Annotated in this window: 21 protein-coding genes and 1 pseudogene; 17 read left to right on the top strand and 5 right to left on the bottom strand. The window is 37.4% G+C overall.

Going from position 1 to position 24,813, the window contains the following annotated elements; genetic code table 11:
• Position 1 precedes the first annotated feature (1 nt).
• From LMOATCC19117_RS14255 to LMOATCC19117_RS14225, 6 genes are all read left to right on the top strand, one after another.
• Positions 2 to 1,297 (top strand): PTS sugar transporter subunit IIC, encoded by a 1,296-nt coding sequence (locus tag LMOATCC19117_RS14255; RefSeq protein ID WP_003722142.1) that lies wholly within the window; start codon positions 2 to 4, stop codon positions 1,295 to 1,297.
• Between the two features lie 14 nt (positions 1,298 to 1,311).
• Positions 1,312 to 1,611 (top strand): PTS sugar transporter subunit IIB, encoded by a 300-nt coding sequence (locus tag LMOATCC19117_RS14250; protein ID WP_003734216.1) that lies wholly within the window; start codon positions 1,312 to 1,314, stop codon positions 1,609 to 1,611.
• A gap of 34 nt (positions 1,612 to 1,645) precedes the next feature.
• Entirely contained in the window at positions 1,646 to 3,916 is a 2,271-nt protein-coding gene (locus LMOATCC19117_RS14245; protein WP_003727619.1) for a glycoside hydrolase family 3 N-terminal domain-containing protein, read from the top strand.
• Positions 3,917 to 3,921: 5 nt separating this feature from the next.
• Entirely contained in the window at positions 3,922 to 4,230 is a 309-nt protein-coding gene (locus tag LMOATCC19117_RS14240) for a PTS lactose/cellobiose transporter subunit IIA (RefSeq protein ID WP_003725330.1), read from the top strand.
• Positions 4,231 to 4,380: 150 nt separating this feature from the next.
• Positions 4,381 to 5,481, top strand: coding sequence for a redox-regulated ATPase YchF (gene ychF, locus LMOATCC19117_RS14235; RefSeq protein WP_003722138.1), 1,101 nt, complete (start codon positions 4,381 to 4,383; stop codon positions 5,479 to 5,481).
• A gap of 320 nt (positions 5,482 to 5,801) precedes the next feature.
• Entirely contained in the window at positions 5,802 to 6,311 is a 510-nt protein-coding gene (locus LMOATCC19117_RS14225; RefSeq protein WP_003730731.1) for a hypothetical protein, read from the top strand.
• A gap of 132 nt (positions 6,312 to 6,443) precedes the next feature.
• Here LMOATCC19117_RS14225 and LMOATCC19117_RS14220 read toward each other — a convergent pair whose 3' ends face one another.
• A complete protein-coding gene (locus LMOATCC19117_RS14220; protein WP_003725328.1) occupies positions 6,444 to 7,634 on the bottom strand; it encodes a multidrug effflux MFS transporter in 1,191 nt (396 codons plus the stop codon).
• Between the two features lie 600 nt (positions 7,635 to 8,234).
• Here LMOATCC19117_RS14220 and LMOATCC19117_RS14215 point away from each other — a divergent pair.
• From LMOATCC19117_RS14215 to LMOATCC19117_RS14185, 7 genes are all read left to right on the top strand, one after another.
• On the top strand, positions 8,235 to 8,630 hold the full coding sequence (locus LMOATCC19117_RS14215; protein ID WP_003725327.1) for a lactococcin 972 family bacteriocin: 396 nt from the start codon (positions 8,235 to 8,237) through the stop codon (positions 8,628 to 8,630).
• Between the two features lie 62 nt (positions 8,631 to 8,692).
• Positions 8,693 to 10,861 (top strand): bacteriocin-associated integral membrane family protein, encoded by a 2,169-nt coding sequence (locus LMOATCC19117_RS14210; RefSeq protein ID WP_003725326.1) that lies wholly within the window; start codon positions 8,693 to 8,695, stop codon positions 10,859 to 10,861.
• Positions 10,854 to 11,477: an ATP-binding cassette domain-containing protein gene (locus tag LMOATCC19117_RS14205; RefSeq protein ID WP_003725325.1), complete on the top strand. Its 624-nt coding sequence runs from the start codon at positions 10,854 to 10,856 to the stop codon at positions 11,475 to 11,477. The genes LMOATCC19117_RS14210 and LMOATCC19117_RS14205 overlap by 8 nt, the downstream gene beginning before the upstream one ends.
• Complete coding sequence (locus tag LMOATCC19117_RS14200; protein WP_003725347.1) at positions 11,474 to 11,677, top strand: bacteriocin-like WGxF protein; 204 nt, start codon at positions 11,474 to 11,476, stop codon at positions 11,675 to 11,677. Before LMOATCC19117_RS14205 ends, LMOATCC19117_RS14200 begins: the two co-directional genes overlap by 4 nt.
• A gap of 164 nt (positions 11,678 to 11,841) precedes the next feature.
• On the top strand, positions 11,842 to 12,678 hold the full coding sequence (gene licT / locus LMOATCC19117_RS14195) for a BglG family transcription antiterminator LicT (RefSeq protein WP_003727625.1): 837 nt from the start codon (positions 11,842 to 11,844) through the stop codon (positions 12,676 to 12,678).
• 99 nt (positions 12,679 to 12,777) lie between these two features.
• A complete protein-coding gene (locus tag LMOATCC19117_RS14190; RefSeq protein ID WP_003734217.1) occupies positions 12,778 to 14,631 on the top strand; it encodes a beta-glucoside-specific PTS transporter subunit IIABC in 1,854 nt (617 codons plus the stop codon).
• Positions 14,624 to 16,072: a glycoside hydrolase family 1 protein gene (locus LMOATCC19117_RS14185; RefSeq protein ID WP_003725322.1), complete on the top strand. Its 1,449-nt coding sequence runs from the start codon at positions 14,624 to 14,626 to the stop codon at positions 16,070 to 16,072. The genes LMOATCC19117_RS14190 and LMOATCC19117_RS14185 overlap by 8 nt, the downstream gene beginning before the upstream one ends.
• Before the next feature lie 39 nt (positions 16,073 to 16,111).
• Here the strand turns inward: LMOATCC19117_RS14185 and gshAB are convergent, their stop codons facing one another.
• Entirely contained in the window at positions 16,112 to 18,442 is a 2,331-nt protein-coding gene (gshAB, locus tag LMOATCC19117_RS14180; protein WP_003725321.1) for a bifunctional glutamate--cysteine ligase GshA/glutathione synthetase GshB, read from the bottom strand.
• Between the two features lie 169 nt (positions 18,443 to 18,611).
• Here gshAB and LMOATCC19117_RS14175 point away from each other — a divergent pair.
• The 4 genes and pseudogenes from LMOATCC19117_RS14175 to LMOATCC19117_RS14160 all read left to right on the top strand — a co-directional run bounded on the left by LMOATCC19117_RS14175 (position 18,612) and on the right by LMOATCC19117_RS14160 (position 22,222).
• Positions 18,612 to 19,497: pseudogene (locus tag LMOATCC19117_RS14175) on the top strand (ATP-binding cassette domain-containing protein).
• Positions 19,498 to 19,523: 26 nt separating this feature from the next.
• Positions 19,524 to 20,654, top strand: a complete 1,131-nt coding sequence (locus LMOATCC19117_RS14170) for a permease (RefSeq protein ID WP_003725319.1) — start codon at positions 19,524 to 19,526, stop codon at positions 20,652 to 20,654.
• 70 nt (positions 20,655 to 20,724) lie between these two features.
• Positions 20,725 to 21,387 (top strand): DUF1129 domain-containing protein, encoded by a 663-nt coding sequence (locus tag LMOATCC19117_RS14165; RefSeq protein ID WP_003725318.1) that lies wholly within the window; start codon positions 20,725 to 20,727, stop codon positions 21,385 to 21,387.
• 100 nt (positions 21,388 to 21,487) lie between these two features.
• Complete coding sequence (locus LMOATCC19117_RS14160) at positions 21,488 to 22,222, top strand: MurR/RpiR family transcriptional regulator (protein WP_003722126.1); 735 nt, start codon at positions 21,488 to 21,490, stop codon at positions 22,220 to 22,222.
• A gap of 39 nt (positions 22,223 to 22,261) precedes the next feature.
• On the opposite strand, the gene LMOATCC19117_RS14155 is transcribed toward LMOATCC19117_RS14160, so the two are convergent.
• Genes LMOATCC19117_RS14155 through LMOATCC19117_RS14145 form a run of 3 tightly spaced genes read right to left on the bottom strand, consistent with a single transcriptional unit; the run spans position 22,262 to position 24,811 of the window.
• A complete protein-coding gene (locus tag LMOATCC19117_RS14155; protein ID WP_003725346.1) occupies positions 22,262 to 22,570 on the bottom strand; it encodes a PTS lactose/cellobiose transporter subunit IIA in 309 nt (102 codons plus the stop codon).
• On the bottom strand, positions 22,563 to 23,447 hold the full coding sequence (gene bglK / locus LMOATCC19117_RS14150) for a beta-glucoside kinase (RefSeq protein WP_014929131.1): 885 nt from the start codon (positions 23,445 to 23,447) through the stop codon (positions 22,563 to 22,565). The genes LMOATCC19117_RS14155 and bglK overlap by 8 nt, the downstream gene beginning before the upstream one ends.
• An 11-nt stretch (positions 23,448 to 23,458) precedes the next feature.
• Positions 23,459 to 24,811 (bottom strand): PTS sugar transporter subunit IIC, encoded by a 1,353-nt coding sequence (locus LMOATCC19117_RS14145; RefSeq protein ID WP_003725316.1) that lies wholly within the window; start codon positions 24,809 to 24,811, stop codon positions 23,459 to 23,461.
• Positions 24,812 to 24,813: the final 2 nt, after the last annotated feature.

Below are 24,813 nucleotides of genomic sequence, written 5' to 3'. Positions count from 1 at the left end.
ATTGAAAAAGTTCATCGAGAAATTAAGTTGGTTATCGCAGAAGCTTGGAAATCAAATTCATTTAAAGTCTATGCGTGATGCATTTGCTACTATTTTACCTTTTATTATGTTAGCAGGATTCATGGTTTTAATTAATAACGTGATTATTAAGCCGGATGGTTTTATGTCGGCGATCATCAGTTCCGAAACACTTACGACTTGGCAGGGGCTAGGTAACAGTATTGTGAACGGGACTTTAGGAATTATTACTATTTTGATTGGAGCTTCAGTTGCTTACTTTTTAGCGCAAAACCGGAAGTTTGAAAATCCGTTTGCACCAGCGTTAATGACCATTGCACTGATTGTTATTTTTATCCCAGCTGTAACAGAAATTGTGCCGATTGGTGCAGAGAAATCTGTGGAAGTTGCTGGAGTATTACCAATAGCCTTGATGGGTTCGGCGGGCATGTTCGTTGGGATTGTAACGGCGCTTCTTGCAACAGAAGTATTCATTCGTCTTTCTAAGAGTGAGAAAATGAAAATCCATATTTCTGGGGATAGCGTACCTCCAGCCGTAATTAAATCATTCAATGTGCTTATTCCGACAATGTTAACAATACTTATTTTTGCGTTTATTTCATTCTTAGTAGTGACATTATTCAGCTTGAATTTGTATTCTTTAATTAGCGCAATTATTCAAGAACCATTAACATTCTTAGTTACAAGTGTTCCAGGGTTCCTAACGTTAATGACGATTTCACAAATGCTTTATTCTATCGGTATTGCTGGAAGTGGGATTTTAGGGCCGATTATGGACCCAGTTCTTTTGGCAAATATGCAAGAAAATATGACAGCATTTGCGAATCACACAGAGATTCCGCATATTATTAATACTACTTTCCGTGATGTTTTTGGCGTTATGGGCGGCGGCGGAAATACTATTGCGCTGTTAATAGCAATTTTTATTTGGTCAAAACGAAAAGATTATCGCGAAATAGCTACTTTATCGGCAGCTCCTGGTCTATTTAATATCAATGAACCGGTAGTATTTGGCCTTCCGATTGTTTATAACTTGAGTTTGATGATTCCGTTCATTATTTCAACACCGCTTTGCTTATGTTTAGCCTACTTCGCGACAAAGCTGCATATGATTTCAGAAGTAGTCGTAATGGTTCCGTGGACGACACCAGTTGTTGCTTCCGGCTTCCTTGCAACAGGTGGGGACTGGCGTGCTGCAGTATTCCAAATTTTCTTGATTGGCGTCTGCGTACTTCTTTACCTACCATTCTTAAAAGCCAATGACAGAATTAAAGCCTAATTGGAGGGATTTTTATGAAAAATATTATGTTGATGTGTAATGCGGGAATGTCTACAAGCGTTTTAGTGAGGAAAATGGAACGCGTTGTAGAAGAACGTAATTTAGAACTGACTATCTGGGCTATTTCAGAAACGGATTTCGAAAAAAATTGGCGTAAAGCTGATGCGATTTTACTTGGACCGCAAGTGAATTATATGAAAGATAAGGTTATAGAAACAGTTGGTGATAATGTATCGGTGGCAGTTATTGATATCGTTGATTATGGTCGAATGAATGGTGAAAAAGTATTAGATTTAGCAATTAGTTTATTGTGACATTCTTAGTTTTTTAGCAAGGAGGAGAAAGAATATGGCTGTTTATTTGGATAAGGAGAAACCAGTTTCAGAACGTGTAGAAGACTTACTTTCCAAGATGACCTTAGCAGAAAAATGTGGTCAACTAAACCAAAGAATGTATGGCTGGGAAGCTTTTTCAAGAGATGGCGAAACGTTTCATATCACGGAAAAATTTAAAGAGGAAGTAACTAGATTTGAAGGTATAGGCGCTTTATACGGTCTGTTCCGCGCTGATCCATGGTCCAAAATGAATAAGGACACGGGTGTAAGTCGGAAAAATGCTGGCAAAGTAGCTAATAAAATTCAACGCTATGTGATAGAAAATACGCGCCTAGGGATTCCTGTACTATTAGCTGAGGAAGTTCCGCACGGTCACCAAGCGTTAGATAGCGAATCTTATCCGGTAAATTTAGCTCGTGCTGCTTCTTTTAATCCAGAGTTGCAAAAACAGGTCGCAAGTGCGATTACAGAAGAAATTTCCGAAAAGGGAGTTCATCTAGCACTTGCTTCAGCATTAGACATACTTCGAGACCCACGTTGGGGACGCGCTGAAGAGTGTTACGGTGAAGATCCATACCTTGCAGCGGAATTAACAGCGGCAATTACAGAAGGCTTTCAAGCGAGTGGGAAGATTGCTGTTATTTTAAAACATTTTGCGGCACAAGGCGAGCCGATTGGCGGGCATAATTCTGGACCAGTTTCTATTGGCGTAAGGGAACTTAGAGAAATTTTCTTGGAACCAATGCGCGCGGGAATTAGAAGTGGTGCTCTTGGCGTCATGGCAGCTTACAACGAGATTGACGGGGTGCCATGCCACGCGAACAAAGAGCTTTTAACAACTATTTTGCGAGAAGAAATGGGATTCTCCGGGATTGTTATGGCAGATGGGTGTGCCCTTGATAGATTATTAAAACTAAATCCTGATCCAAAAAAAGCCGCAAAAATGGCTCTTGAAGCCGGTGTGGATTTGAGTTTGTGGGATGAAGTGTTTCCATTTCTTGAAGAAAGCGTGGAAAAAGGCATCCTTGATGAAAAGGTCGTTGATGATGCTGTGAGGCGAGTGCTTCAAGTGAAATTCCAATTAGGGCTATTTGAACAACCGTTTGTAGAAGAAGAAATTCAAGCACCGAAGTCTGATTGGAAACAACTAAATTTACAAGCCGCTAGAGAGGGTATTTGTCTTTTGAAAAACGACTTCGAAACATTACCTCTAGTAGGCGAACGGAAAAAAATAGCTGTTGTTGGTCCTAGCATAGATGCGCTTTATAATCAGTTGGGAGATTATACAGCTCCGCAAAATGAATCAGAATGTGTCACTGTGTTAGAAGGGATAAAAAAACTGCTTCCTAAAAATTGGGAAGTCGTTTCTGAAAAAGGTACTGAAATTCGTGAAGAGCTTCCGGATGGCATTCAAAGAGCAGAAGTGGTTGCTAAAGAGGCAGACGCCATTGTTATGGTGCTCGGTGGTTCAAGTGCGCGGAATTTTGACATGGAATTTTTAAATAATGGCGCGGTAAGCTCTAAGGGCCCGAACATGGATGCCGGTGAAAATGTGGATGTTGCTGATATCACGCTTCCACAACCGCAATTAGATTTGTTTTACGCAATGAAGCGTACTGGAAAGCCTGTAATTGTCGTAATGATTCAAGGTAGACCAATCGCTATCCCAGAAATTAGTTCGACAGCGGATGCGATTCTCACAGCTTGGTATCCAGGAAGTGTTGGTGGAACGGCGATTGCTGAGGTTCTTTTCGGTCATTACAATCCTTCAGGTAAATTACCAGTCAGCATACCAAGATCCTCCGGGCAGATTCCTATTTACTACAATCAAAAGGCAGTGGAGTATAAAGAAGACTACTTTGATTTAACTGGTAAGCCGCTCTATCCATTTGGTTATGGTTTAAGTTATAGCACTTTTGAATATCAAGATTTACAGATAAAACAAGAATCTATAAAAATAGCAGAACTCCTTGGCGGGCAATCTGTAGAAGTGAAAGTAACTTTAAAAAACACCTCTAATGTAGCCGGTGAAGAAGTTGTGCAACTTTATCTTCATGATATGGAAGCAAGTATTACTAGAAGAAAAAAAGAATTAAAAGCATTTAAAAAGGTTCGTATTGCAGCGAAACAAACAGCTACAGTGACATTTAAGCTAGATAAATCAAGTTTTGAAATATGGTCAATTAACAATAAATATGAGGTGGAGCCCGGTGGTATAGAAATTTTCGTTGGTGGAAGTTCTGATACTAAATTAACAGGGCGAGTTTCAATCATAGGAGGCTAGCGAAAATGGAAGGAATGGAACTCGCATCATTTCAAATAATTAGTTCTGTTGGCGCCGCAAGAAGTTGCATTATTGAGGCGATGAAATTCGGAAGACAAAGAAAATTCACAGAAGCATATAAAAAAATTGACGAGGCTAATGAATTTCTTAGCGAAGGTCATAAAAATCATGTGCAACTAATTCAAAAAGAGGCAGATGGCGGAGACGTACAAATTTCTATCCTCTTCATGCACGCGGAAGATCAATTTATGACAACTTATACATTACGCGATGTAGCTTATGAGATGATTGCTATTTGGAAAGAGATGAAGTAATTAAAACGAAAATCCTTTACTGATTAAAGGGTTTTCGTTTTTTGGTGGGTGGCTTTTTGTTTGAAAAACCTTTATAATATACGTTAGTGAAAAAATGTCTATTTGACAGGCATTTTCAAAATGAAGTTAATGAAAAGGAGTTTATATATAATGGCACTTACAGCTGGTATTGTCGGGCTTCCTAATGTTGGGAAATCGACACTTTTTAATGCAATCACAAAAGCAGGAGCAGAGGCTGCGAATTATCCGTTTGCGACGATTGACCCGAACGTAGGAATTGTTGAAGTTCCTGACCACAGATTAAACAAACTAACGGAACTTGTAAAACCGAAAAAGACCGTTCCAACAACTTTTGAATTTACAGATATCGCCGGAATTGTAAAAGGTGCTAGTAAAGGGGAAGGACTTGGAAACAAATTCTTATCCCATATTCGTCAAGTGGATGCAATATGCCATGTAACTCGTTGTTTTGATGACGAAAATATCACCCACGTAGAAGGCCGAGTAGACCCGCTAGACGATATTTCTACAATCAACTTAGAACTTATCTTAGCGGACTTAGAAACAGTAGAGAAGCGCATTGGACGCGTTGAGAAGCTATCTAAACAAAAAGATAAAGATGCTGTGGCTGAATATAACGTTTTAGTTAAACTACGTGAGGCTTTCGAAAATGACAAACCAGCTCGTGCGATTGAATTTAACGAAGAAGAAGAGAAAATCGTTCGCAACCTTTTCTTACTTACAAGAAAACCAGTTTTATATGTAGCAAATGTAAGTGAAGAAGATGTTTCTAGTCCGGACGATAACAAATATGTACAGCAAGTACGCGAATTCGCTGCGAGCGAGAACTCTGAAGTTATCGTAGTATGTGCTCGCGCTGAGGAAGAAATTGCTGAACTTGAAGACGAAGATAAGCTAGAGTTTTTAGAAGCGCTTGGAATTGAAGAATCTGGTTTAGACCAATTGATTCGTTCTGCGTATACATTGCTTGGCTTAGCGACTTACTTCACAGCAGGCGTTCAAGAAGTTCGCGCTTGGACCTTCATCAAAGGTATGAAAGCTCCACAATGTGCCGGAATCATTCATACTGATTTCGAACGTGGATTCATTCGCGCTGAAGTTGTTGCATATGACGCTTTACTTGAATACGGCTCAGAGCAAGCAGCCAAAGAAGCGGGAAAAGTACGCTTGGAAGGTAAAGAATACGAAATGAAAGATGGAGATGTTGTTCATTTCCGCTTTAACGTTTAATATGTTTCACGTGAAACAATCTTTTGACAAGTAAGTATGTCAAAAGATTGTTTTTTAGGTTAGTTCATAAATTCTGCGTTACTGATATACTTCAAAAGAGTATTAAGCTAATTTTTGAACAGATTTATACTTTTAATATAGAAAGTGAAAATAATAATAAATATGTTTCACGTGAAACAAACAATCAATTAAGCGATTTTGTCAATATATATAAGGGAATGTTTAATTTATTTGCACTAATTAATTCACAAAATATACAATTTGCAGAGAGCGGAATGATGCTATAATTAACTATAAATTTTATTATAGGAGTGTTTTTTTTGATACAGTTAATGGTTATAGCATTTTTTGTTATTCTTCTAGTAATTATGCCAAAGAATAACAAAGAAGAAAGAAAAGCAGCTCATTTACTAATTGATAAATATGGTATTCAAGTTGCAAAGAAGAATAATCCGGTTCGTCAAATGGCATTGCTGGAAGTAGCGCTAGGTATTTCTACTTATAGAGGTAGCCGTAAGAAAACCTTTATTTTTATTGGTAGTTTTTTTGTAATCGCATTTATTTTAGGTTATCTAACGTACTTTTTTGGAATAAACCGAAATATCACAGCTACAATCATTGTAGGTATTATTTTAACTTTATTTTTAATTGCCGGAACAATAATAATGTTTGTAATAGCGATTCGCCAAGCATCTTCATTACGTACAGACGCATGGGCTAAAATCTTAACCACAATTGACCCTCAGTTTCCCGTTGAATTCCTAAATGAGAAGAAATGGCAAAAAGCCTTCCTTGCTCAAATGGAAAGTATGAACGAACAATTAGCATAATCAGAGAAGTATTAGACTTTTAGAGGTTTAATACTTTTTTTATTCCCCGGGAAATAAATAGTATTTTATATTGTGATAACATTTAAAATAAAACTGGCACCGTTTCAAGATAGAAACGGTGCCAGTTTTTTGCTAAGGGTTATTTCTAGCAGCTATTTTTATACAGAGCAAGGCAATTAGAAGTAATACTAGGCAGAATGCGGGAAATACAAGTATTGATCCTGAATGCAAAACGCCAATGAAGAAAGTACAAAGACTGACAATTACATAATATCCTAAGCTTAAAAAGGCGCCAGCTGTACCGGCAACTTCTTGAAATTTCACTAGTGCTAGACTTAAACAATTTGGTAAAGACATGCCAATTCCTACTAAGATAATAGAAATGAAGAAGATGTAGAATATAACTTGGATAGTAAGCGGGAATAGGGCAACCATGCTAAGAAATAGAGTGCCAATAAGAGCTAGCAAAATTCCTTCTTTAATGATTTTATGAGGTGAATTCTGCTTTAAGCGCCAGTTCGATAGCCAAGCTCCTAAAATAGTTGCCGTAGCCACTGCGCACCCCATGAAGCCATACTGACTCTGATTAAAATGAAACCTCTCAATAAAAATAGTAGGAGCTTCAGAGTAGTAACTAAACAATATTCCATTAAAAATACCAATTAGCACTCCAAAAGCAATTGTATAGCGGTCAAAAATCATTTTTTTACCAATTACTACCATTTTCTGCACACTGAATGGGGTGGCGTTCGCTGTTTTTGTTTCTGGTAGTCGTTTTAAACTCCAGAACAGCAATATCATTCCCATAACTACTAAAAATAAAAAAACCACGCGAAAGCCGTAATATTGTCCGATAAATCCACCAATTAATGGCCCAATTGCCGGTGAAAATGCCAAAGCGGCTGAGATTTTTGCAAATAAATGGTGGCGATCATTACCGTGGTAGTTGTCACGCAAAATGGTCTGTGTTGTAACAGAACCCGTACTTGCGCCAAATGCTTGAACAAAGCGTCCGATAAAAAGCATTGTAATATTATTTGAAAAAAGGCAGACGAAGCAACCAAGAATATAGATAAATATCCCAAAGTTCATTGCTTTTCGTCGACCTAAAAAATCGGAACTAACGCCCCAAAAGAAGACACCAACTGCAAAAGCAAGAAAGTAGATGCTTAAAGTCATTTGAGCCAAATTTAATGAGACGCCGTAGCTCGTAGCAATCTCCGTTAAAGAAGGCGTATAAATAGTTTCGCTAATTTGTGGAAACCCCACAAGGCACACAAGTAATGCTAAATTTATTTTCTTTGTTTCGATGTTTTTTTCCATAAAATTCTCTCCTGAATAAGTTATTTATCTGGGAAAAAAACATCTTTCACAGGGAAATGGTGGGACCATGATTTTAATACGCTCGTAAAAAAGCATGCAGTCACCCCTTTCTATTTTAAACGGAGAAGGTTCCGTTTTTTCGTTAAAGTTTATTGTAGTATAAATGGGTGGAAAGATAAAGTGTTGGTGGACGATTGAATAAATATACACTGATATTTACTTGAATTCAGCATTTAAGTGAACAAGTTCAAATATATGTGGTTAAGTTAAGCTGGTATATGAAACTTTTGTGACTATCAAGCTTGAGGCTGAATAGAAACATGTATAATGAGCTGTCTAGCGCTTTTTTATTCTGAAAATGGAGTTTTTGTAACACGATATGTGTAGAAAATGCACTAAGACACTATAACTTTAGCTATTTAGGATAAGAATGGAGTCGTTCATTACATTTTGGTTATACATTACTTTTTTGTGTTACATTGGGAATAGTTGGAATATTATAAAAGTAAAAATTTGGAGGTTTCATAGGGAAGGATATATTCTAACCTGTTTATTTGGTTATGCAATATAACTATTAATTGGAAAGAGGGGGAGAATACAATGAAGAGAAAAGTATGTGTTTTAGCGATAGCATTGCCTACAGTGTTATCACCGATGGGCGCCTTAGCTGCTCAAAATCTAAATGAAGGAGAGACTAGCTTAGATTCACTAATGAGCGCAAATAAAACAGGTGAAAAAGTGATTTTTTCTGAGACCACAACAGGAAAAAAACCTCTATTAAAAGCAGCGCAATCAGCTGGAGGCGGTACTTTCTGGGTTACATGGGGACAAGATAGACATTATTCAAATTATCAGCATTATAAAAAAATGCATAGATCAAGTGCCTCTAATTTCAGGACGACAGTAAGAAGTAGGTGGGAACCAAAGAGCAATCTAGCAAGTGTTTGGATTAAATCATCGCTATGGGGTAATAAAGCTAATTGGGCTACAAAATAATTCCTATAAAGCTAAGAAATTATTATGTTTCTTAGCTTTATAGTTAAACTAAGGATGATTTAATGAAAAAATTTCTTTCCATTATCATATTAGTAACACTTGTCATTGGTAATATAATGTTTTTTACTTTTATTAGTAATACTTTGTCGCGTGATTTTCTTTTTAAAGACCAGACAGAAGTGCAGTTTAAATATAAAGATGACTTTCAGGTTTTAGAAGTTAATAATTCTATAAAGCAATTTTCAGAAGCGAACAATATTAACATAGCGCAGTATACATTTTTAGATGAACGCGATTTGAATATTTATGCCTCTAATCCCCAGTATTCACCAAATATAAAGCTTGAAAAAGGAGATTATCCCGATAAAAATCGGTTTTTGGTGAATCGGGAAAGTGGCGATGAAAAACAATCGGGTGTGATTTATCATCCTTCTAAGTATTGGTCTTTAAAGGTTTATGACTTTGGACAGATTAAAAATGTGGGTCTAAGTGATACTTTTTATGTAAGCGGCTTAGATAACCAGGATACGTATCAGGCTTTTTTAAAGGAATTTGAACAGTACGGGGAAATAACTACGAAAAGTGTTGATGTGAGCTGGTGGAAATATATTAATATCCCGTTACTTATGACTTTGCTTTTGTGTTTTGCTATTTTGTTTGTTTTTACATATTACTATTTAAGATACTCTAAACAACGGTTATTAGTTAATCGTATATGGGGGAATTCTGAATTAGTTACATTAATGTCTTTGTTCAATAAAACTATAATATTTACTTTGTTTAGTGTGTTAGCAATTCTGATAACTTTTGTTAGTATTGTTTTAGCAAATGGGCTAGCCACGTACTTAGTGGAGATAGTGTGGAAGTTGCTTTTATTTAATGTACTTTTATTTATTTTTATTCTGTTTCCAATGTATTTCTTTGGATTACTTAGAATAAAGAAAATTGATCAAGCAAAATCAGACCAGCGTATGCAATCATCAAGACAGCATTTGGCAATCAATCTAGTTATTAAATTTGTGCTGCTCTGCTTATTTATAGGTACTTTTATTGCTTCTTATCAATCACTTCAGACATTAAATACAAGACTAGCTAATATTGATGTATGGGAAGCTACAAAGGACATTTTTAAAGTAAAAGTAGGGGTTTTACCTGAGGGGATTCAAGATAACTTAAAAGCTGATAAAGAGCTAAACAACAATTTAAGTGCTTTTTATGAAGAAGGTACATCTAAGAAAGAGATGTTTTTAATGTATTCGAATAATTTTCAGCGAAGTGAAACTAATACTTTTTTCTATGAAACTTATTTGAAAAAGGACTCTGAAATAAACTCACCTGAGGGTAATAGCGTAGAAATTGATTTTAATTACTTAAAATTAAATCCGATTAAAAGTATAAAAGGTCAGAACGTGGAAAAAGAAGCGATAATCAGTGATAAAGTTTTGAATATTATTGTTCCTAATAGTAAGAAGGGACTAGAGAAAGATATAAAAAACACTTTTCTCGATTACTTCTATTTTCAAAAAGTAGAAGTGGCGAATATTTATAACAAAGCTTTAGACCTGCCTGCTGTGGCGCTAAGTAAGGAAGACTTAAGTGTTAATATTATTTATGCAGAAAATAATCAAGATTATTTTTCCTATGATAGTAATACTGGGGATTTTAGGACTGGAAATATCACGGATCCAATTGCGATTGTATATACGGGAAATATTGACTCATCTAGTATTGGCGCTCATGTAACTTCTTCTGTATATTTTATTGATAAATCGAATGGTGACGCTTTTAACGCTATCTTACCACTTATTAGTAATTCAAATGCAAGAGAAATTACCCATGTAAGGAGTGTTTATCAAGAAGTTTCAAGCGAAATAACTACTTTGAAATGGCAAATATATCAGCAATTGATAGGTACGATTATCTTAGCCCTATGCTTATGCTCTTTTATGGTACTTCTTGTACTGTCCTATTACGGGGAGAACTTATATAAGCAACTAATTTATCATGTATTTGGCTATTCGTTTTGGAAAAGTAGTAAATGGTTTAGTATAAGCAATTTGTTTGTGAGTGTTTTTTCTGGAATCCTCATTTTTATTCTTAGCAAAGAACCGGTTGCCCTATATTTTAGCGTTGTTATTCTCATAATAGAACTATGTGCCATTTATTTCATAAAGGAAAAAGCGATTTATAAAGATTTTAAAGCCATACTAAAAGGTGAAAAATATGATTGAATTAGTTAATGTCAGTAAAAAGATACAAGATAAATTGATTTTGGAAAAAGTCTCTCTTTCTATTGGAGCTGGTGAATTTATTGCAGTCGTCGGCGAGAGTGGTAGTGGGAAGACCACGCTGCTGAATGTTATCGGACACCTAGATTCAAAAGATAGTGGGCAAGTTATTATTAACGAGATGGAATATCAGCCGAAAAAAGAGGTTATGACTCTAAAAAAAGAGGTGTTAGGTTTTATATTCCAAAATTATCTATTGATGGAAAATGAAACAGTGTTAGAAAACTTATCCATTACAGGTGGAAAAAATCGCAAGCTGATGATAGAGCATTTAGAAGAAGTAGGAATGGATGAAAGCTATTTAGCAAAAAAAGTATACCAATTAAGCGGTGGAGAAAAACAACGGATTGCTATTGTGCGCATTTTACTCAAACCATTTCAGTTATTACTTGCGGACGAACCAACAGGCAACTTGGATGATAAAAACAAACACAAAATCATTGAATTATTTTTAGCGTTGAAAAAACAAGGTAAAACAATCATTTGTGTCACACATGACCCAGAAATATCTGCAAAAGCAGATCGAATCATTTACATTGAAGGAGGCGAAATAAGATGAAAATTATCGGTATTTCTTTAGTAAATAGTCTTTTAATACTCTTAGTGGTGCTTATTCATAAAATTTTCTTTAGGGTATTATTGCTTGGATATGAAAACTTGGTTATCTATTGGGGCTCCTTTGTTTTAATCTATTTCATTTTAAATTTAATTACAAATAAGATACTGTTACCTAGGGGAGGAATAATCGAAAATAGTTAAGGGTAGAATGGTTTTAACAAAACCCATTGACAGCGATTTCATATGGTGGTACTATATCCATGAGGCTTGTTACCGGTAATGCGGGCAATACCAGATATTAGTTTTTTTGGCTGATATGTGTGGTATTGCTCTTTTTATTTTGCTTCAAATAGGTGGTGATTTGTTTGAGAATTGAGAGGATTTTAAATAATAATATTGTAAGTGCGATTGACGAGGATGCGCAGGAATTGCTGATTTTGGGAAAGGGGCTTGGCTTTAATTCTAAAGTTGGCGATCCAATTAATGAATCGAAAATCGAAAAAGTTTTTGAGTTGAAAGATGACACAATGGATAAGTTTAAAATGATTGTAAATGAAATTCCAATACAATTTTTAGAAGTAACTGACGATATTGTGAAGCTTTTCAAAATGAAAACGACGAAAGATATTAGTGATGTCATCTATATTTCTCTTTCGGATCATCTGTACTTTGCCACGCAACGTTTGCAAGAAAACGTGGTTATCGAAAATCCGCTCTCGTGGGAAGTGAAACGCTTTTATCAGGAAGAATACGCAGTGGCCAAAGAGGCTGCGAAAATGGTGGAAAGTAAGCTTGAAATAGAGCTTCCTGATGCAGAAATTTCTAATATAGCGCTACATTTTGTTAATGCGGAAGTAGATAGTGATATGAACGACGTCACACACATTATGCAGTTAATTCAAGAAATTATTTCTATTATTAAATATCATTTTAACATTGAATTTGATGAAGAAAGTACGAATTATTATCGTTTTATGACCCATCTGAAGTTTTTCTGTCAACGCGTAATTATTGGCGAGACAATTGACGAAATGGATGAATTTCTTTATCAAACAGTGAAGAAAAGTAGAGGCGCTATTTTCGAATGTATTGATAAAATTGGTGTGTTTTTGGAAAAGAATTATCAATTTACGATGAGTCATTCGGAACAGTTTTATCTGGCGCTTCATATTGAACGGCTTTTAAAAAGAAAAAATAACTAATAGGCTTGTTACCGCGATTTGCGGGCAATACCTGGATGATTGTATGCTTTTTTAGGTGCATTTCATTCAGGTTTTTCTATTATATTTAGGAGGATTAGCATGGACTACAATCAATTAGCAAAAGAAATTTTACAGGCAGTCGGTGGGAAAAATAATGTGAATGAAGTTTATCATTGCATTACCAGACTACGGTTTCAATTAAAAGATCAATCGAAAGTAAATGAAAAACAATTAAAAGATTTGGATAAAGTGATGGGGACGAATGTTGCGGGGAATCAATTCCAAGTAATTATCGGAAATGACGTGCCTAAAGTGTTTGACGCATTAGTGACAGAAAATCCTGCTTGGAAAAACAAAGAAACGACAAATAAAACGACACGGCAAAAAGGAATAAAAGGATTTTTCTCGAATATCTTTGATGCACTTTCGGGCGTGTTTGCACCAATTCTTCCTGCGATTGCGGGAGCAGGTTTAATCAAAGGTTTCATGGCATTATTTGTTTCACTTGGTTGGTTAGCAACAGATACAGAAACTTACCGTATCTTGTTAGCTATCGGTGACGGGGTATTTTACTTCTTGCCAATTTTAGTTGCTGTAAGTGCCGCGCGTTACTTTAAAGCGAATATGTTTGTCGCGCTTGGAATTGGAGCGGCGCTACTTTATCCGGATTTAACGGCTTTACTTAGTGCGGGGACAACGCCACACTTTATTGGGTTACCAGTAACTCCAGTGACGTATGCTTACTCTGTTATTCCGATTTTACTTGCAATTTGGATTATGTCTTATGTGGAAAAATGGGTGGACCGGATTATTCCAACCTCGTTAAAACTGTTGTTTGTCCCATTAATTACAATGTTTATTGTTGTTCCTTTGACGCTTGTTGTTATTGGGCCACTAGGTACATTTGTTGGAGACGGTGTATCTGGCGGAATTAACTGGTTATTAAATAATGGTGGAGTTATTGGCGGTATCTTGATTGGTGGTGCCATGGCCATTATCGTTATGACTGGTATGCACTATGCAATTGTTCCATTTGTTATTAGTAATTTAGCAAAATATGGTTATGATAAATTTTTACCGTTAACTTATATTTCCAATATGAGCCAAGCGGGAGCGACTTTCGGTGTATTTTTCCGGGCAAAAGATAAAAAACTGAAATCATTAGCATTTTCAACTGGTTTAACTGCATTAATGGGTGTCACGGAACCGGCAATGTACGGGATAAATGTGGTATATAAACGTCCTTTCATGGCGTCGTTAATTGGTGGGGCTGCTGGTGGTGGCTTTGCAATGATGTTTGGTGTAAAAGCGTATGTCTTAACTGGTAACGGTGGTATTCCTGGACTTCCAGGTCTTGTCGGAGATACTTTTGTTTATGCATTAATTGCGATGGCCTTAGCATTTATCGTGGCTTTAATTTTCTCTTATATTTTCGGTATTGATGAGCAAATGGTAGAAGCAACTCCTGTAGCAGAAAAAATAGCAGCTGGGACAGAAATTTTGCAAGCTCCAGTTACTGGTGAATTAGTAAAAATGAGCCAAGTAAATGATACTACTTTTGCAGATGAAATTATGGGTAAAAGTATTGCGATTAAGCCAAATGAAGGTAAACTTTATGCTCCAGCTAACGGCACAATCATTTCGCTTTTCAAAACAAAACATGCGATTGCTATGCAGTCAGATAATGGCGCTGAAATATTATTACATGTAGGCATTGATACAGTGAAGCTTGATGGTAATTACTTCACGGCACATGTTGCGACGGGTGATGTAGTGGAACAAGGAGATTTATTAGTAACGTTTGATATGGAAAAAATTGCAGAAAAATATGATACAACAACGATGATGGTAATTACAAATACTAATGAATATGCTTTGGTAGAAGCTAAGGATAGTGGAACGGTAACGAAAGGGAATCAAGTAATGGAATTAAGGAGTGAGCAAAATGAGTAATACGAAGTTTCCAGATGGCTTTATGTGGGGCGGGGCGACCGCGGCTAACCAGTTTGAAGGTGGTTATAATTTAGGCGGAAAAGGGCTTGCCTGTGCGGATTTATTCACTGGTGGAACGCATACAGAGCCAAGAAGAATTACCGCACAATTAGAAGAATCCACTTTTTATCCAAGTCATGAAGCAGTGGACTTTTATCATCATTATAAAGAGGATATTAAGTTAATGGCAGAAGCTGGATTTAAAGTGTTCCGGATGTCCATAAACTGGACTCGTATTTTCCCGACAGGAAAGGAAGCAGAGCCTAACGAGGAAGGATTACAGTTTTATGAAGATGTTTTTAAGGAGCTGAAAAAATATCAGATTGAACCGTTAGTGACGATTGCTCATTTTGATATTCCGCTAGCATTAACGAATGAGGTGAACGGCTGGGCGTCGCGTGATTTGATTGATTACTATCTTCATTATTGTGAAGTGATTTTTAAACGCTATAAACATTTAGTAAAACACTGGTTGACGTTCAATGAAATAAATACTGCAACAATGGAAATTGGGAATTATTTATCGCTTGGCATTCGTCATGCGGAGGGAGATTTCCTTCATCAAAAAGATGACCCAACAGTGAGATATCAAGCCCTTCATCATCAATTTGTTGCTAGTGCAAAAGCGGTAAAACTAGGCCATAGCATCAACCCAGAATTCATGATTGGCTGCATGATTGCTTATATGCCACGCTACCCGCGTACTTGCGAACCAACTGATGTCTTGTTGGCTAAGCAAACGGAAGCAATGCACAGCCATTTCTGCGGCGACGTTCATGTCAAAGGGTATTATCCTTTTTATGCAAAAACATTCTTTAAAGATAATGGTATTGAGCTTGAATTTGACCCAGAAGATGAACAAGTTTTGCGAGAAGGCACGGTTGATTTTTATACTTTTAGCTATTATTTAACGCTTTGTGCATCCAACGATCCTGCCTATAAAAATTCGGGAAAAAGTGTTATTGGAGGGGCTGAAAATCCTTATTTAAAAACAAATGATTGGGGAATGCAGACAGATCCTGTAGGGCTTCGGATTGCACTGAATGATTTATATACTCGCTATAATATTCCGCTTATGGTAGTTGAAAATGGTTTAGGAGCCTTTGATAAATTGGAAGACGATGGGACGATTAATGATCCGTATCGAATTGATTATTTCAAAGAACATATTCTTCAAATGCATAAAGCAATTCAAGATGGTGTAGATTTGATTGGATTTACTATTTGGGGTTGTATTGACCTAGTGAGCGCATCTACAGGGGAAATGGCCAAACGTTATGGTATTATTTATGTGGATAAATACGATGATGGAACCGGTGATTATTCGCGTAAAAAGAAAGCATCCTATTATTGGTATAAAGATGTGATTAGTTCAAATGGTGAAATTGGATTGAGAGAGTAATATAAAATCCCAGCTACGAAACTAGTAGCTGGGATTTTTTTATTCAAATAAGAAATCTAAAATCTTATCACCAATTTTTTTCTTCTCCCCTTGATAAGGGAAGCAGTGCATGTGCATCGCGGGATTGAAATTAAGCTCGATGATAGCATGCTTATCACGGTCGATTGTTTCACGTGGAACAATTATGTCTACGCCGCAAATTTTGGCGTCAAGTACTTGTGTCGCACGAATAGCTATCTCTTTGAAGTAATCGTCCATCTCTTCAGTATAGTCAATGCTGTCGCCACCTGTGCTGACGTTGGAGTTTTCGCGAAGGTAGATAATCTCTTCTGCTTTAGGTATGCTGTCCCAAGAAAGGTTTTGCATAGAGAGCATGAGCGTTTCTTCTGGACCAGTACGGATTTTTTCAAGTGGTTTCAAATGGTCTGTTCCGCGCAAAGGATCAGTGTTCTTTTCTTCAACCAGCTCGCGCACTGTATGGATTCCGTCGCCGGTTACGTTAGCGGGGACACGTTTTAGTACAGCTTCAACTTTGTCGTTAATAACTAAGAAGCGGAATTCGTCGCCAGGAATGAACTCTTCGATAATAACGGAGCTATCATAGCTAAATGCGATATTTAAAGCTTCTTGGTAATCTTCCAGCGTGAATTTATTTTTAAAAATACTGATACCCCACCCGTAGTTGGTGGATTTTGGTTTAACGACAATTTGTTTATCCTCAAATAGGGAGAAAGCTTCTAGTGCAAGGGCTTGGTCGCTAAAACTGTCGCCAAATGGAACGCGAATATCATGTTCTGCAAGTACAAGTTTAGTAACTACTTTATTTTCCATCATTAAAACGGAAACGTAGTTGTCTTTGGATGTTTTGCTCGCTTGTTTTACATACTCCACATGGTCGCCTTTTTGGAAGCGAAGGAAGTTTTCGGCCCGGTCTAATACATCGACTTTGATGCCGCGCGCGATGGCGTCTTTCCAAATGATTTGGGTGGAAAGCTCCATGTCTTCTGCGCCAATCAATTTGTAGGCTAAAGCTTCGGTTTCTTCCATGTAAGTTTTGGCTTGGTTTAAATGGAAGTCAACGTAGCCTTCTTTTGTTACTTGTTGTTTCACTTGTGCAGCAATCGTTTTTTCAGGGTGTAGCAGACGTTCTTTTTGTTTTTCGATGATTGCTTGGAGTTTGGTGTCTTCTGGTCGCAAGCTTTGGATGAAATCGCTCATCTTATTAAGCTCTAAAAGCCCGGCCTCTACGACAGATATTTCTTCATTATCACAATTTTTAAGGGCAGGTTGCGCGAGACCATTTAGCGCAATATTATTTTCATTTTCATCGGCTAATTGTTGGTTGTTGGAGCATAATTCGCGATCTTCTGAAAGCAAACCTTTAATTAAAAATAGGTGAATAAAAGCAAGCTCGTCTTTAGAAATACCATTCGACTCTAATGGATTCAGATCAATAGAGCGAATTTCTAAATATTCCACGCCGTGCTCCGCTAAACTTTCGACTGTTTGGTCGGTATGCGCATTTTTCAAACGAATCGGGTTGTAAAATTCACGCATACTCTCGATTTTCCCTGCTTCGATATAGTTAGAGATGCTAGAAATATAAGCGTCGAAAGAATTGTAATCAACGTAAAGAGCTTCTTTGTTTTTATAACCAGCATTACTATTTCGAAGAGAAATTCCATCACGAAGCGCGCTACTACCGTCCGGAAGGGATTCATCGTGCTTCGTTTTCGAGAAATCAGCAAGGTAAACCGGACTTGCGCCAGTTAAATAAATAAGCAACCAGCGATTTTTCATAAAGTATTTTGCGACTTTTAAATATAGCCGATTTTTAAAATCTTGCTTTGATTCTTCTGGAAGACTAATTTTGTCATAAAGCCCGTCAATTAAAGCTTCTGGGAATGAGAAGTTATAATGAATGCCAGATAATAATTGGATTTTTTTACCGTAGCCTTTTGCTAAATGTTCGCGGTATTTTCTGTCCGGGCTATCAGGCGTTTTATATTCAGCAATTGGAATATCTTCTTCGGCTGGTAAAATGGGTGGATTACTAGACGGCCAAAGTAGTTCGTTTTCTGAGCGCAACGAAACGATATTATGAAGATTTTCAAGCCATTCATATACAGAGTCAATCGAGTCCGTTACCGGGGTAATCATTTCAATCTGACTTTCCGAAAAATCGGTTTTAATATATGGGTTATCCTCTTTTGGACCAAAAATAGCGGGATGTGGCGTAAGAGCCAATTTTCCATCAGAAGTTACGCGAATATTTTCTTTTTCTAAACCAAAATGTCCAGAAAATAAAAGCTTCCGGAGCTTAGGGTCTTCTTTAAAAGAATCAAGCATGGTCATATCAAGTTTTATCATGTTTTCACCTCAGGGGTTTTAAATAAGTTCATATAGGGATATTTTACCGCAATATGTGAAATTAGTATAATGATTGGTTTGTAACTTTTTATAGCGAATTGGTAGAAAATTTTTAAAAATGTAGAAAAAATATTCCGGAGCTTATATAATGAGTGAAAGAGGTGGAATAATGAAAATTCGGAACTTAACTAAAAAGATGGACGATAACTTGGTTTTGAAGGATGTTTCATTTGATTTAAAAGCAGGGGAGATTACTGCATTAATTGGCCGCAATGGCGTTGGGAAAACAACTCTATTTTCAACGATGACGGGAATTTATTTGCCTGATGAGGGCGATGTTTTCTTAGGTGAAGAGAGTATTTTTAAGCACCCGGAAGTGAAGCAACAGCTGTTTTTCTTGGAAGATAATATGAATCATTTTAATACATATAGTGTACAGACGGTTGTTAAGATATATCGACAAATTTATACGACTTTTGATGAGGCTTTTTTTAATGAATTAATGCAGCGATTTGAACTGCCAATGAAGGCTAAGTTAATGTCTTTTTCAAAGGGACGGAAAGCCTTATTTTTTATTATTTTAGCTGTTTCACTTAATGTTCGATTCTTGCTGCTAGATGAACCGATGGATGGGCTAGATATCATTATTAAAAAGCAGATTTTAGCAACGATAAAGGACACGGTGAAAAAACGAGGAACAAGTGTAGTGATTGCGTCTCATCGTTTGGAAGAACTCGAGGCTATTGCGGATCGAGTGATTGTTCTAAAGGGCGCGAGCGTGGAACTGGATTATTATTTAGAAGATATGCGGACCGATGCGGTGAAAATACAAGTTGCATTTAAAACGAAAAAAATACCTGATTTTGTGAAAAATAACGCGCAATTATTGTATCGTAATGGGCGGATTTACACTTCTAGTGACTGAAAATGCTAGCAGTTTTCTTGCCGAATTGCGTTTAGAAGAACCGGTTTTGCTAGAAGAAATGTCGATCTCGATAGAAGACATTTTCACGGTGCATTTAGCAAATGATAAAATAGATTATTACGAGATTTAAAACAGACAGGAGGGACAAGGCTAATAATGTTTAATCGAGGTTTATGGTACCGAGAATGGCGTAATATGAGATGGATGCTTTTGGGTGTTGTGATACTATTTTTCTTAGGAATTACTTTGGGACTAATGTCAGACGCAGATAGATGGAATAGTCAAAAAGAGTACTACGAATCAAGTGAGTTTTTAAAGCAACAGAAAGAAAATCCTGAATTTAAAACTTCTGATGAGGAAATGAAAGCTAGTTTGACAGTGGCGTATTTAGCGGTTCCAATGTATACAAATTTTGTTCAAGATGAGTTTGTAGATTACATGCCATTTATGTTTTATTTTCAAGTAGAAATGTTTTTTACATTGATTAAGGTGAGTGTTTTTATTTTAGGGGTTTTGGCAGTTATTTTTGAGCGCTACACAAGAGCGAATCGTTTTACGGCATCATTACCATATAAACGGACGCACATAGTTGGGGTTAAAATGATGATGGGAATAGCGACCATTGGGCTGAGTTATCTTATCTCGATGGGAATTGGGTTGACATACTTCATGTCGCATGTTCCAAAAGAATATATTCAATTAGATGCACCAAAATTTTGGGTGGATATAGTTGGTGGATTATTTACTTATTTACTTATATTTTTAGTAGCTATTTTAATTGGTTTATTGATAGGTTCGCCTATTGCTGCGGCTTTTGTGGCATTTGGTGTGATGTTACTGCCGAGCGTGTTAAATCCTACTTTAGATAACATGTATAACTTTATTTGGCCGCATGGCGGAGATAAAGGGATGTCTAAACTGCTACGATTTGAGGATTATGTGAACATATTTTCTCCGTTTTCGTTTGAGTCCGCCTCGTTTGGGGCTGTGATTTTTAGCGTAATATTAAGTGTACTCATGGTTGTTGCTATTTTAATCTTATATAAGAAGCAGCATATTGAACGAAGTGGTTATTTATTTGCATTTTCTTGGGTTAAATGGCCGTTTTTAGTGTTGTTTTCGTTATTTGTTGGGATGACTGCAGCTAATTTGGCAGTAACAGATACAGAGCTTGGTTTCGTTGGCTATTTAGCTTGGGGAATTGGCGCGACGATTGGTAGTTTTATTTTAGCACTCTACATTTTAAACAAAATGCGCGGGCTTTTTCAATTGTCTAAAACGAATTAAAAAAATAGCTTTTTTATAGCAGGTAAGTCCGGTATAATAGAGGATAGAATGAGCGAGGGAGGATTTAGCATTGACGACAGAAACAGAAACGATTAAACCGCAGTTAGCTGAATTGAAAGCTAATTTAACGAAGCGGAACTTGCAATATGTGATGGAAGTAGAAAAACATTTGCGAGAAACTCATTACAGCGCAGAACAACAAGAGATTATTGTTTATGAAATGAGCGAAAAGATTTTAGCCGAACAGAAAAAAGGCATAACAGCGAGAAAATTATTTAATTTAACACCAACAGAATATGTTGTTTCTTTAGATGTGAAAGCTGCTACAGTGGAGCAAAATACGGACAAATGGTGGCTAGTACTTGACGGTGGACTCCTTGTACTTGGAGCGATGATGCTGATTTCCGGAATTAGTGCTTATTTCCAAAAAAACGCGCAGACTTTAGGAATTATCGTGTTATTAATCACTGCAGTTGTCGGTGGTTTCGCAATGCTTATCTTGCGTAAATACGCTTCAAACATGCGTGCAGGCCAAAAAGGTGGAACGATAAAATACTTACTAGTAGCAGTTGGAGTCATTGCAGTGTGGATGTTTGTAATGACGATTGTACAAGTAACTATTCCTCCAAATATCAATGTAGCGTTAAGTCCGATTGTTAACACAGTTGGTGGTGCAATTATTATTGCCCTACGTTTCTATGTGAAGAAAAAGAAAAATATTCCATCCTTATAAGAAGATGGACACGGACAGGTGACCTAGATTGCATAATGCGAGTTGGGTCGCCTGTTTTTATTTCCCGGGAAATACTGATACAGATGAGGTGAATAAACTTATGTTTTCGTATGAAGTGATTAGACAATTTACAGAGACAGAGCATCATTTATACCGGTACATAATGGACAATCGGGACAAAGTTATGTTTATGAGAGTGCGCGAGCTTTCGGAAGTGACGCACGTCTCGCCGGCTTCGATTGTTCGATTTACAAGAAAATTAGGCTGTGAAGGCTTTTCGGAATTTAAAGTGAAGCTAAAACAAGAAGCGACTCGTGAGGTAAAGAAAAAAACCGCGGATACAGTGGAAGTTTTAGAGGAATTCTTTGAACGAACAATGAACCGTGATTATGATCATGTGTTAGACGCGGCGGCGGAGATCATCAATGAAGCCGATTTAGTCGTGTTTTTCGGAATTGGGACTTCAGGGATTTTGGCAGAATATGGCAGTCGTTTTTTCTCCAATATGAAGAAGCGGACTTTTTATATTAAAGATCCATTTTATCCTAACCCGGGAGAGCAATTTAAAAATAAAGCAGTGATGATTATTCTTTCTGTGTCAGGCGAGACGGATCAGGTGCTTGAGCAGGCGCAAAATATGCAGCAGTATGGCAGTCGGATTATTAGTATAACCAATACGAGCCACAATACGCTCGCGGGCTTGTCTGATGTTAATATTCCGTATTATGTAACTCAAGAAATGGTTGATAAGACGAATATTACGACGCAAATCCCGGTACTTTTTTTACTGGAAGCGATGGCGAAGAAAAATTATAATCAAGAGCAAGAAGAATAATAAAAAGCGTGTAGGTTTTCATGACCTACACGCTTTTCTTTAGCTTATTTTTTTATATACATGCACGAACTCAGTGACAACTTCTCTTAAAGTTTCGGTTGTGATGAGTAAGTCTTCCGCATGGATTAAAAGTAATTGGATTTCCACTTTTTCACCGGAAGCTTCTTTTTGGATTAGCTTATGATGCTCGTGGTGCCCATTTGCAAGAGTTTCGCTACCTTCTTGTAGTTTTGCTTCTGCTTCCTCGAAATTGCCTTCACGAGCCGCACGAAGCCCTTCTAAGTAACTGCTTCTCGCAGAACCAACTTGGCTAATCATGCCAAAAATTACTGTTTCCATTTCATTCATGTCTATTTTCCTCCTGTAAAAAGTGATACACTGCGCCGAGTAGGCCAGCTTGGTTTTTATGTGTTGCTGTTTCGATAATTGTGTCACGCAGCCCAAAGCTCTCCATATGATGCTTTAGCTCCGTGATAAAAGTAGGGCGACTTGTAATTCCACCACCAATAAAGATATGCGTTGGATCGAACAAGTAAATTAAATTATAAAGCCCCGTACAAATTCCAGTATAAAACTCAGTAATAAGACGTTCTGAGACGGCGTCGTGTCCATCATACTTAGCAAAAATTTCTTCGCCAGTAATCTCTTCCAAAGGGCGCCCAGTAAGTTCCGCGTATTGTCTGCGAAGAACAAGCATTGTGGTAGTCTCATTTAGCGTATATTTGCCAGGACGGAAAGCCCCTGGACGTTCACTAAACATATAACCAAACTCGCCAGCCCGGAAACGACCACCACGAACTAATGCGCCATTAGAAAAAATACCGCCGCCAATCCCAGTTCCGATTGTTAGACAAAGAAAATCATCCAAATTTTGTCCTTTACCAAGCCATTTTTCGGCAAGAAGGGCGCAATTGGCGTCATTTTCAATGGCAACAGGAATTCCGGTTTCCGCTTCAAGCCATTCTTTCAAATTAAAGTTATCAAATCTACGGATAGCGCCGCCCATTGTAATAAGTCCGGTTTTTGGGTTCACATAGCCAGGCGCGCTGACTGCAATTCCTGTCACGTCCGTATTTTCAGCAAGAAATAGCTTCATTTCTGCTAAAATCTGGTCGCCATCACTAGCGATTATTTCGTCTGATTTTGTTAGTATAATTTCACCATGCGGCAAAACGACCCCCATTTTAAGGGCCGTTCCACCGATATCAAAAGCTGCAATTTTCATTTTGTCACATCCTATTGTTCCGTTGAGGCTGTTGCATTTTTGTCCATTGCAGCATCACTCGCGGCAATTTTGTTAGATACAAGTACGAATGGTAGATAAATGACTGTCGCGACGGCTAGACAGAGCAAGCCGACCAGAAGCGCGAGCCAGTTTCCTCCTGTACCAAGAAATGGAATCAGTGGTCCTGGAGTTGTCCAAGGCACTTGATAGGCGACAGGTGGAATAAGTTTTGTTGAGATAAAGAAGTAACCAATTAATGTATTGATTGCTGGTGTAATGATGAAAGGAATAACCATAATTGGGTTTAATACGATTGGTAAACCGAAAATAACTGGTTCATTGATGTTGAAAATCCCTGGTGCAAGAGAAAGTTTCGCGATATCGCGGTAGTCTGCACGACGAGAAGCGATAAAGATAGCAATCAGTAAACCTAGAGTCATACCAGATCCGCCGTAGTTTGCAAATCCGTCATTTAGGCCAGCCCATGTTGCTGGGTATGGAGCTCCCCAAGCAGAACCGTGCTGTGCTACGTAAGATAAGTTGTCTAAGTTTGGTTCAGTGAAGATGGTGTCACGAATAGCCGCAACAGTGTTAGGCCCGTGAATACCAAGAACCCAAAGTAAGTTAGAAACAAGCCCGATGATAATTACAGAGAATACGTTAGTTCCCATGTCTTTAAGTGGCGCTTGAATAACTGTGTAAACAAGGTCGTTTAAACCTTCTGGAGCGATTAAAGTGATTAAGTAGTTAATGACAGAGAAAAGAATAGTGATGATGATAACTGGAATTAATACTTTAAAAGAACGAGCAACTGCTGGTGGTACTTGGTCAGGCATTTTGATCATTAAACGAGGGGATCTAGCTAGACGGCTAAATACTTCCCCAGTAATAATCGCTACAATAATAGCAACGAAAAGACCTTGTGCTCCTAAGAATTTGATTGTCATGTAAGATGCATTGTCAACTACTGTGTAAGGTGTATACACGATAAAGAATGCACCTATCGAGGTCAGTCCACAGAGCAAATCATCCTGTTTAAAGAAGATGGCGAGATTCCGTGCGACTAAGAATACAATCAGAATGGCCATAATATTGGTCGAACCTTGCATTACCGGCGAAAATACAGCCTGTGCATCGGCTAAATTAGGGAAAATTTTCCCTAGGAATAAGATTTTTGCAATAAAGCCATCCGGTGATAATACTGCGAAGTTAATCAAAGTGATAATTGAACCAGCCATAATTAATGGGAAAACTAAAATAAATGCATCACGAATTGCTGCAATATGGCGCTGCGAGTTCAATTTATTCGCAACTGGTACTAAAACACGTTCCATGCCGTGTTCAAATTTTGACATTATACTCATTT

Origin of the sequence: Listeria monocytogenes ATCC 19117 (genome assembly GCF_000307025.1) — a bacterium.
GTDB classification, from domain to species: Bacteria; Bacillota; Bacilli; order Lactobacillales; family Listeriaceae; genus Listeria; species Listeria monocytogenes_B.
The sequence above is the reverse complement of the archived record's forward strand: the minus strand, read 5'-3'. Positions and strand labels throughout refer to the sequence as shown.

Coding starts and splice junctions, on each gene's coding strand:
- LMOATCC19117_RS14250 (WP_003734216.1), top strand. CDS start 1,312: ATGAAAAATATTATGTTGATGTGTAATGCGGGAATGTCTACAAGCGTT.
- LMOATCC19117_RS14245 (WP_003727619.1), top strand. CDS start 1,646: ATGGCTGTTTATTTGGATAAGGAGAAACCAGTTTCAGAACGTGTAGAA.
- LMOATCC19117_RS14240 (WP_003725330.1), top strand. CDS start 3,922: ATGGAAGGAATGGAACTCGCATCATTTCAAATAATTAGTTCTGTTGGC.
- ychF (WP_003722138.1), top strand. CDS start 4,381: ATGGCACTTACAGCTGGTATTGTCGGGCTTCCTAATGTTGGGAAATCG.
- LMOATCC19117_RS14220 (WP_003725328.1), bottom strand. CDS start 7,634: ATGGAAAAAAACATCGAAACAAAGAAAATAAATTTAGCATTACTTGTG.
- LMOATCC19117_RS14215 (WP_003725327.1), top strand. CDS start 8,235: ATGAAGAGAAAAGTATGTGTTTTAGCGATAGCATTGCCTACAGTGTTA.
- LMOATCC19117_RS14210 (WP_003725326.1), top strand. CDS start 8,693: ATGAAAAAATTTCTTTCCATTATCATATTAGTAACACTTGTCATTGGT.
- LMOATCC19117_RS14205 (WP_003725325.1), top strand. CDS start 10,854: ATGATTGAATTAGTTAATGTCAGTAAAAAGATACAAGATAAATTGATT.
- LMOATCC19117_RS14200 (WP_003725347.1), top strand. CDS start 11,474: ATGAAAATTATCGGTATTTCTTTAGTAAATAGTCTTTTAATACTCTTA.
- LMOATCC19117_RS14190 (WP_003734217.1), top strand. CDS start 12,778: ATGGACTACAATCAATTAGCAAAAGAAATTTTACAGGCAGTCGGTGGG.
- LMOATCC19117_RS14185 (WP_003725322.1), top strand. CDS start 14,624: ATGAGTAATACGAAGTTTCCAGATGGCTTTATGTGGGGCGGGGCGACC.
- gshAB (WP_003725321.1), bottom strand. CDS start 18,442: ATGATAAAACTTGATATGACCATGCTTGATTCTTTTAAAGAAGACCCT.
- LMOATCC19117_RS14170 (WP_003725319.1), top strand. CDS start 19,524: ATGTTTAATCGAGGTTTATGGTACCGAGAATGGCGTAATATGAGATGG.
- LMOATCC19117_RS14160 (WP_003722126.1), top strand. CDS start 21,488: ATGTTTTCGTATGAAGTGATTAGACAATTTACAGAGACAGAGCATCAT.
- LMOATCC19117_RS14155 (WP_003725346.1), bottom strand. CDS start 22,570: ATGAATGAAATGGAAACAGTAATTTTTGGCATGATTAGCCAAGTTGGT.
- bglK (WP_014929131.1), bottom strand. CDS start 23,447: ATGAAAATTGCAGCTTTTGATATCGGTGGAACGGCCCTTAAAATGGGG.
- LMOATCC19117_RS14145 (WP_003725316.1), bottom strand. CDS start 24,811: ATGAGTATAATGTCAAAATTTGAACACGGCATGGAACGTGTTTTAGTA.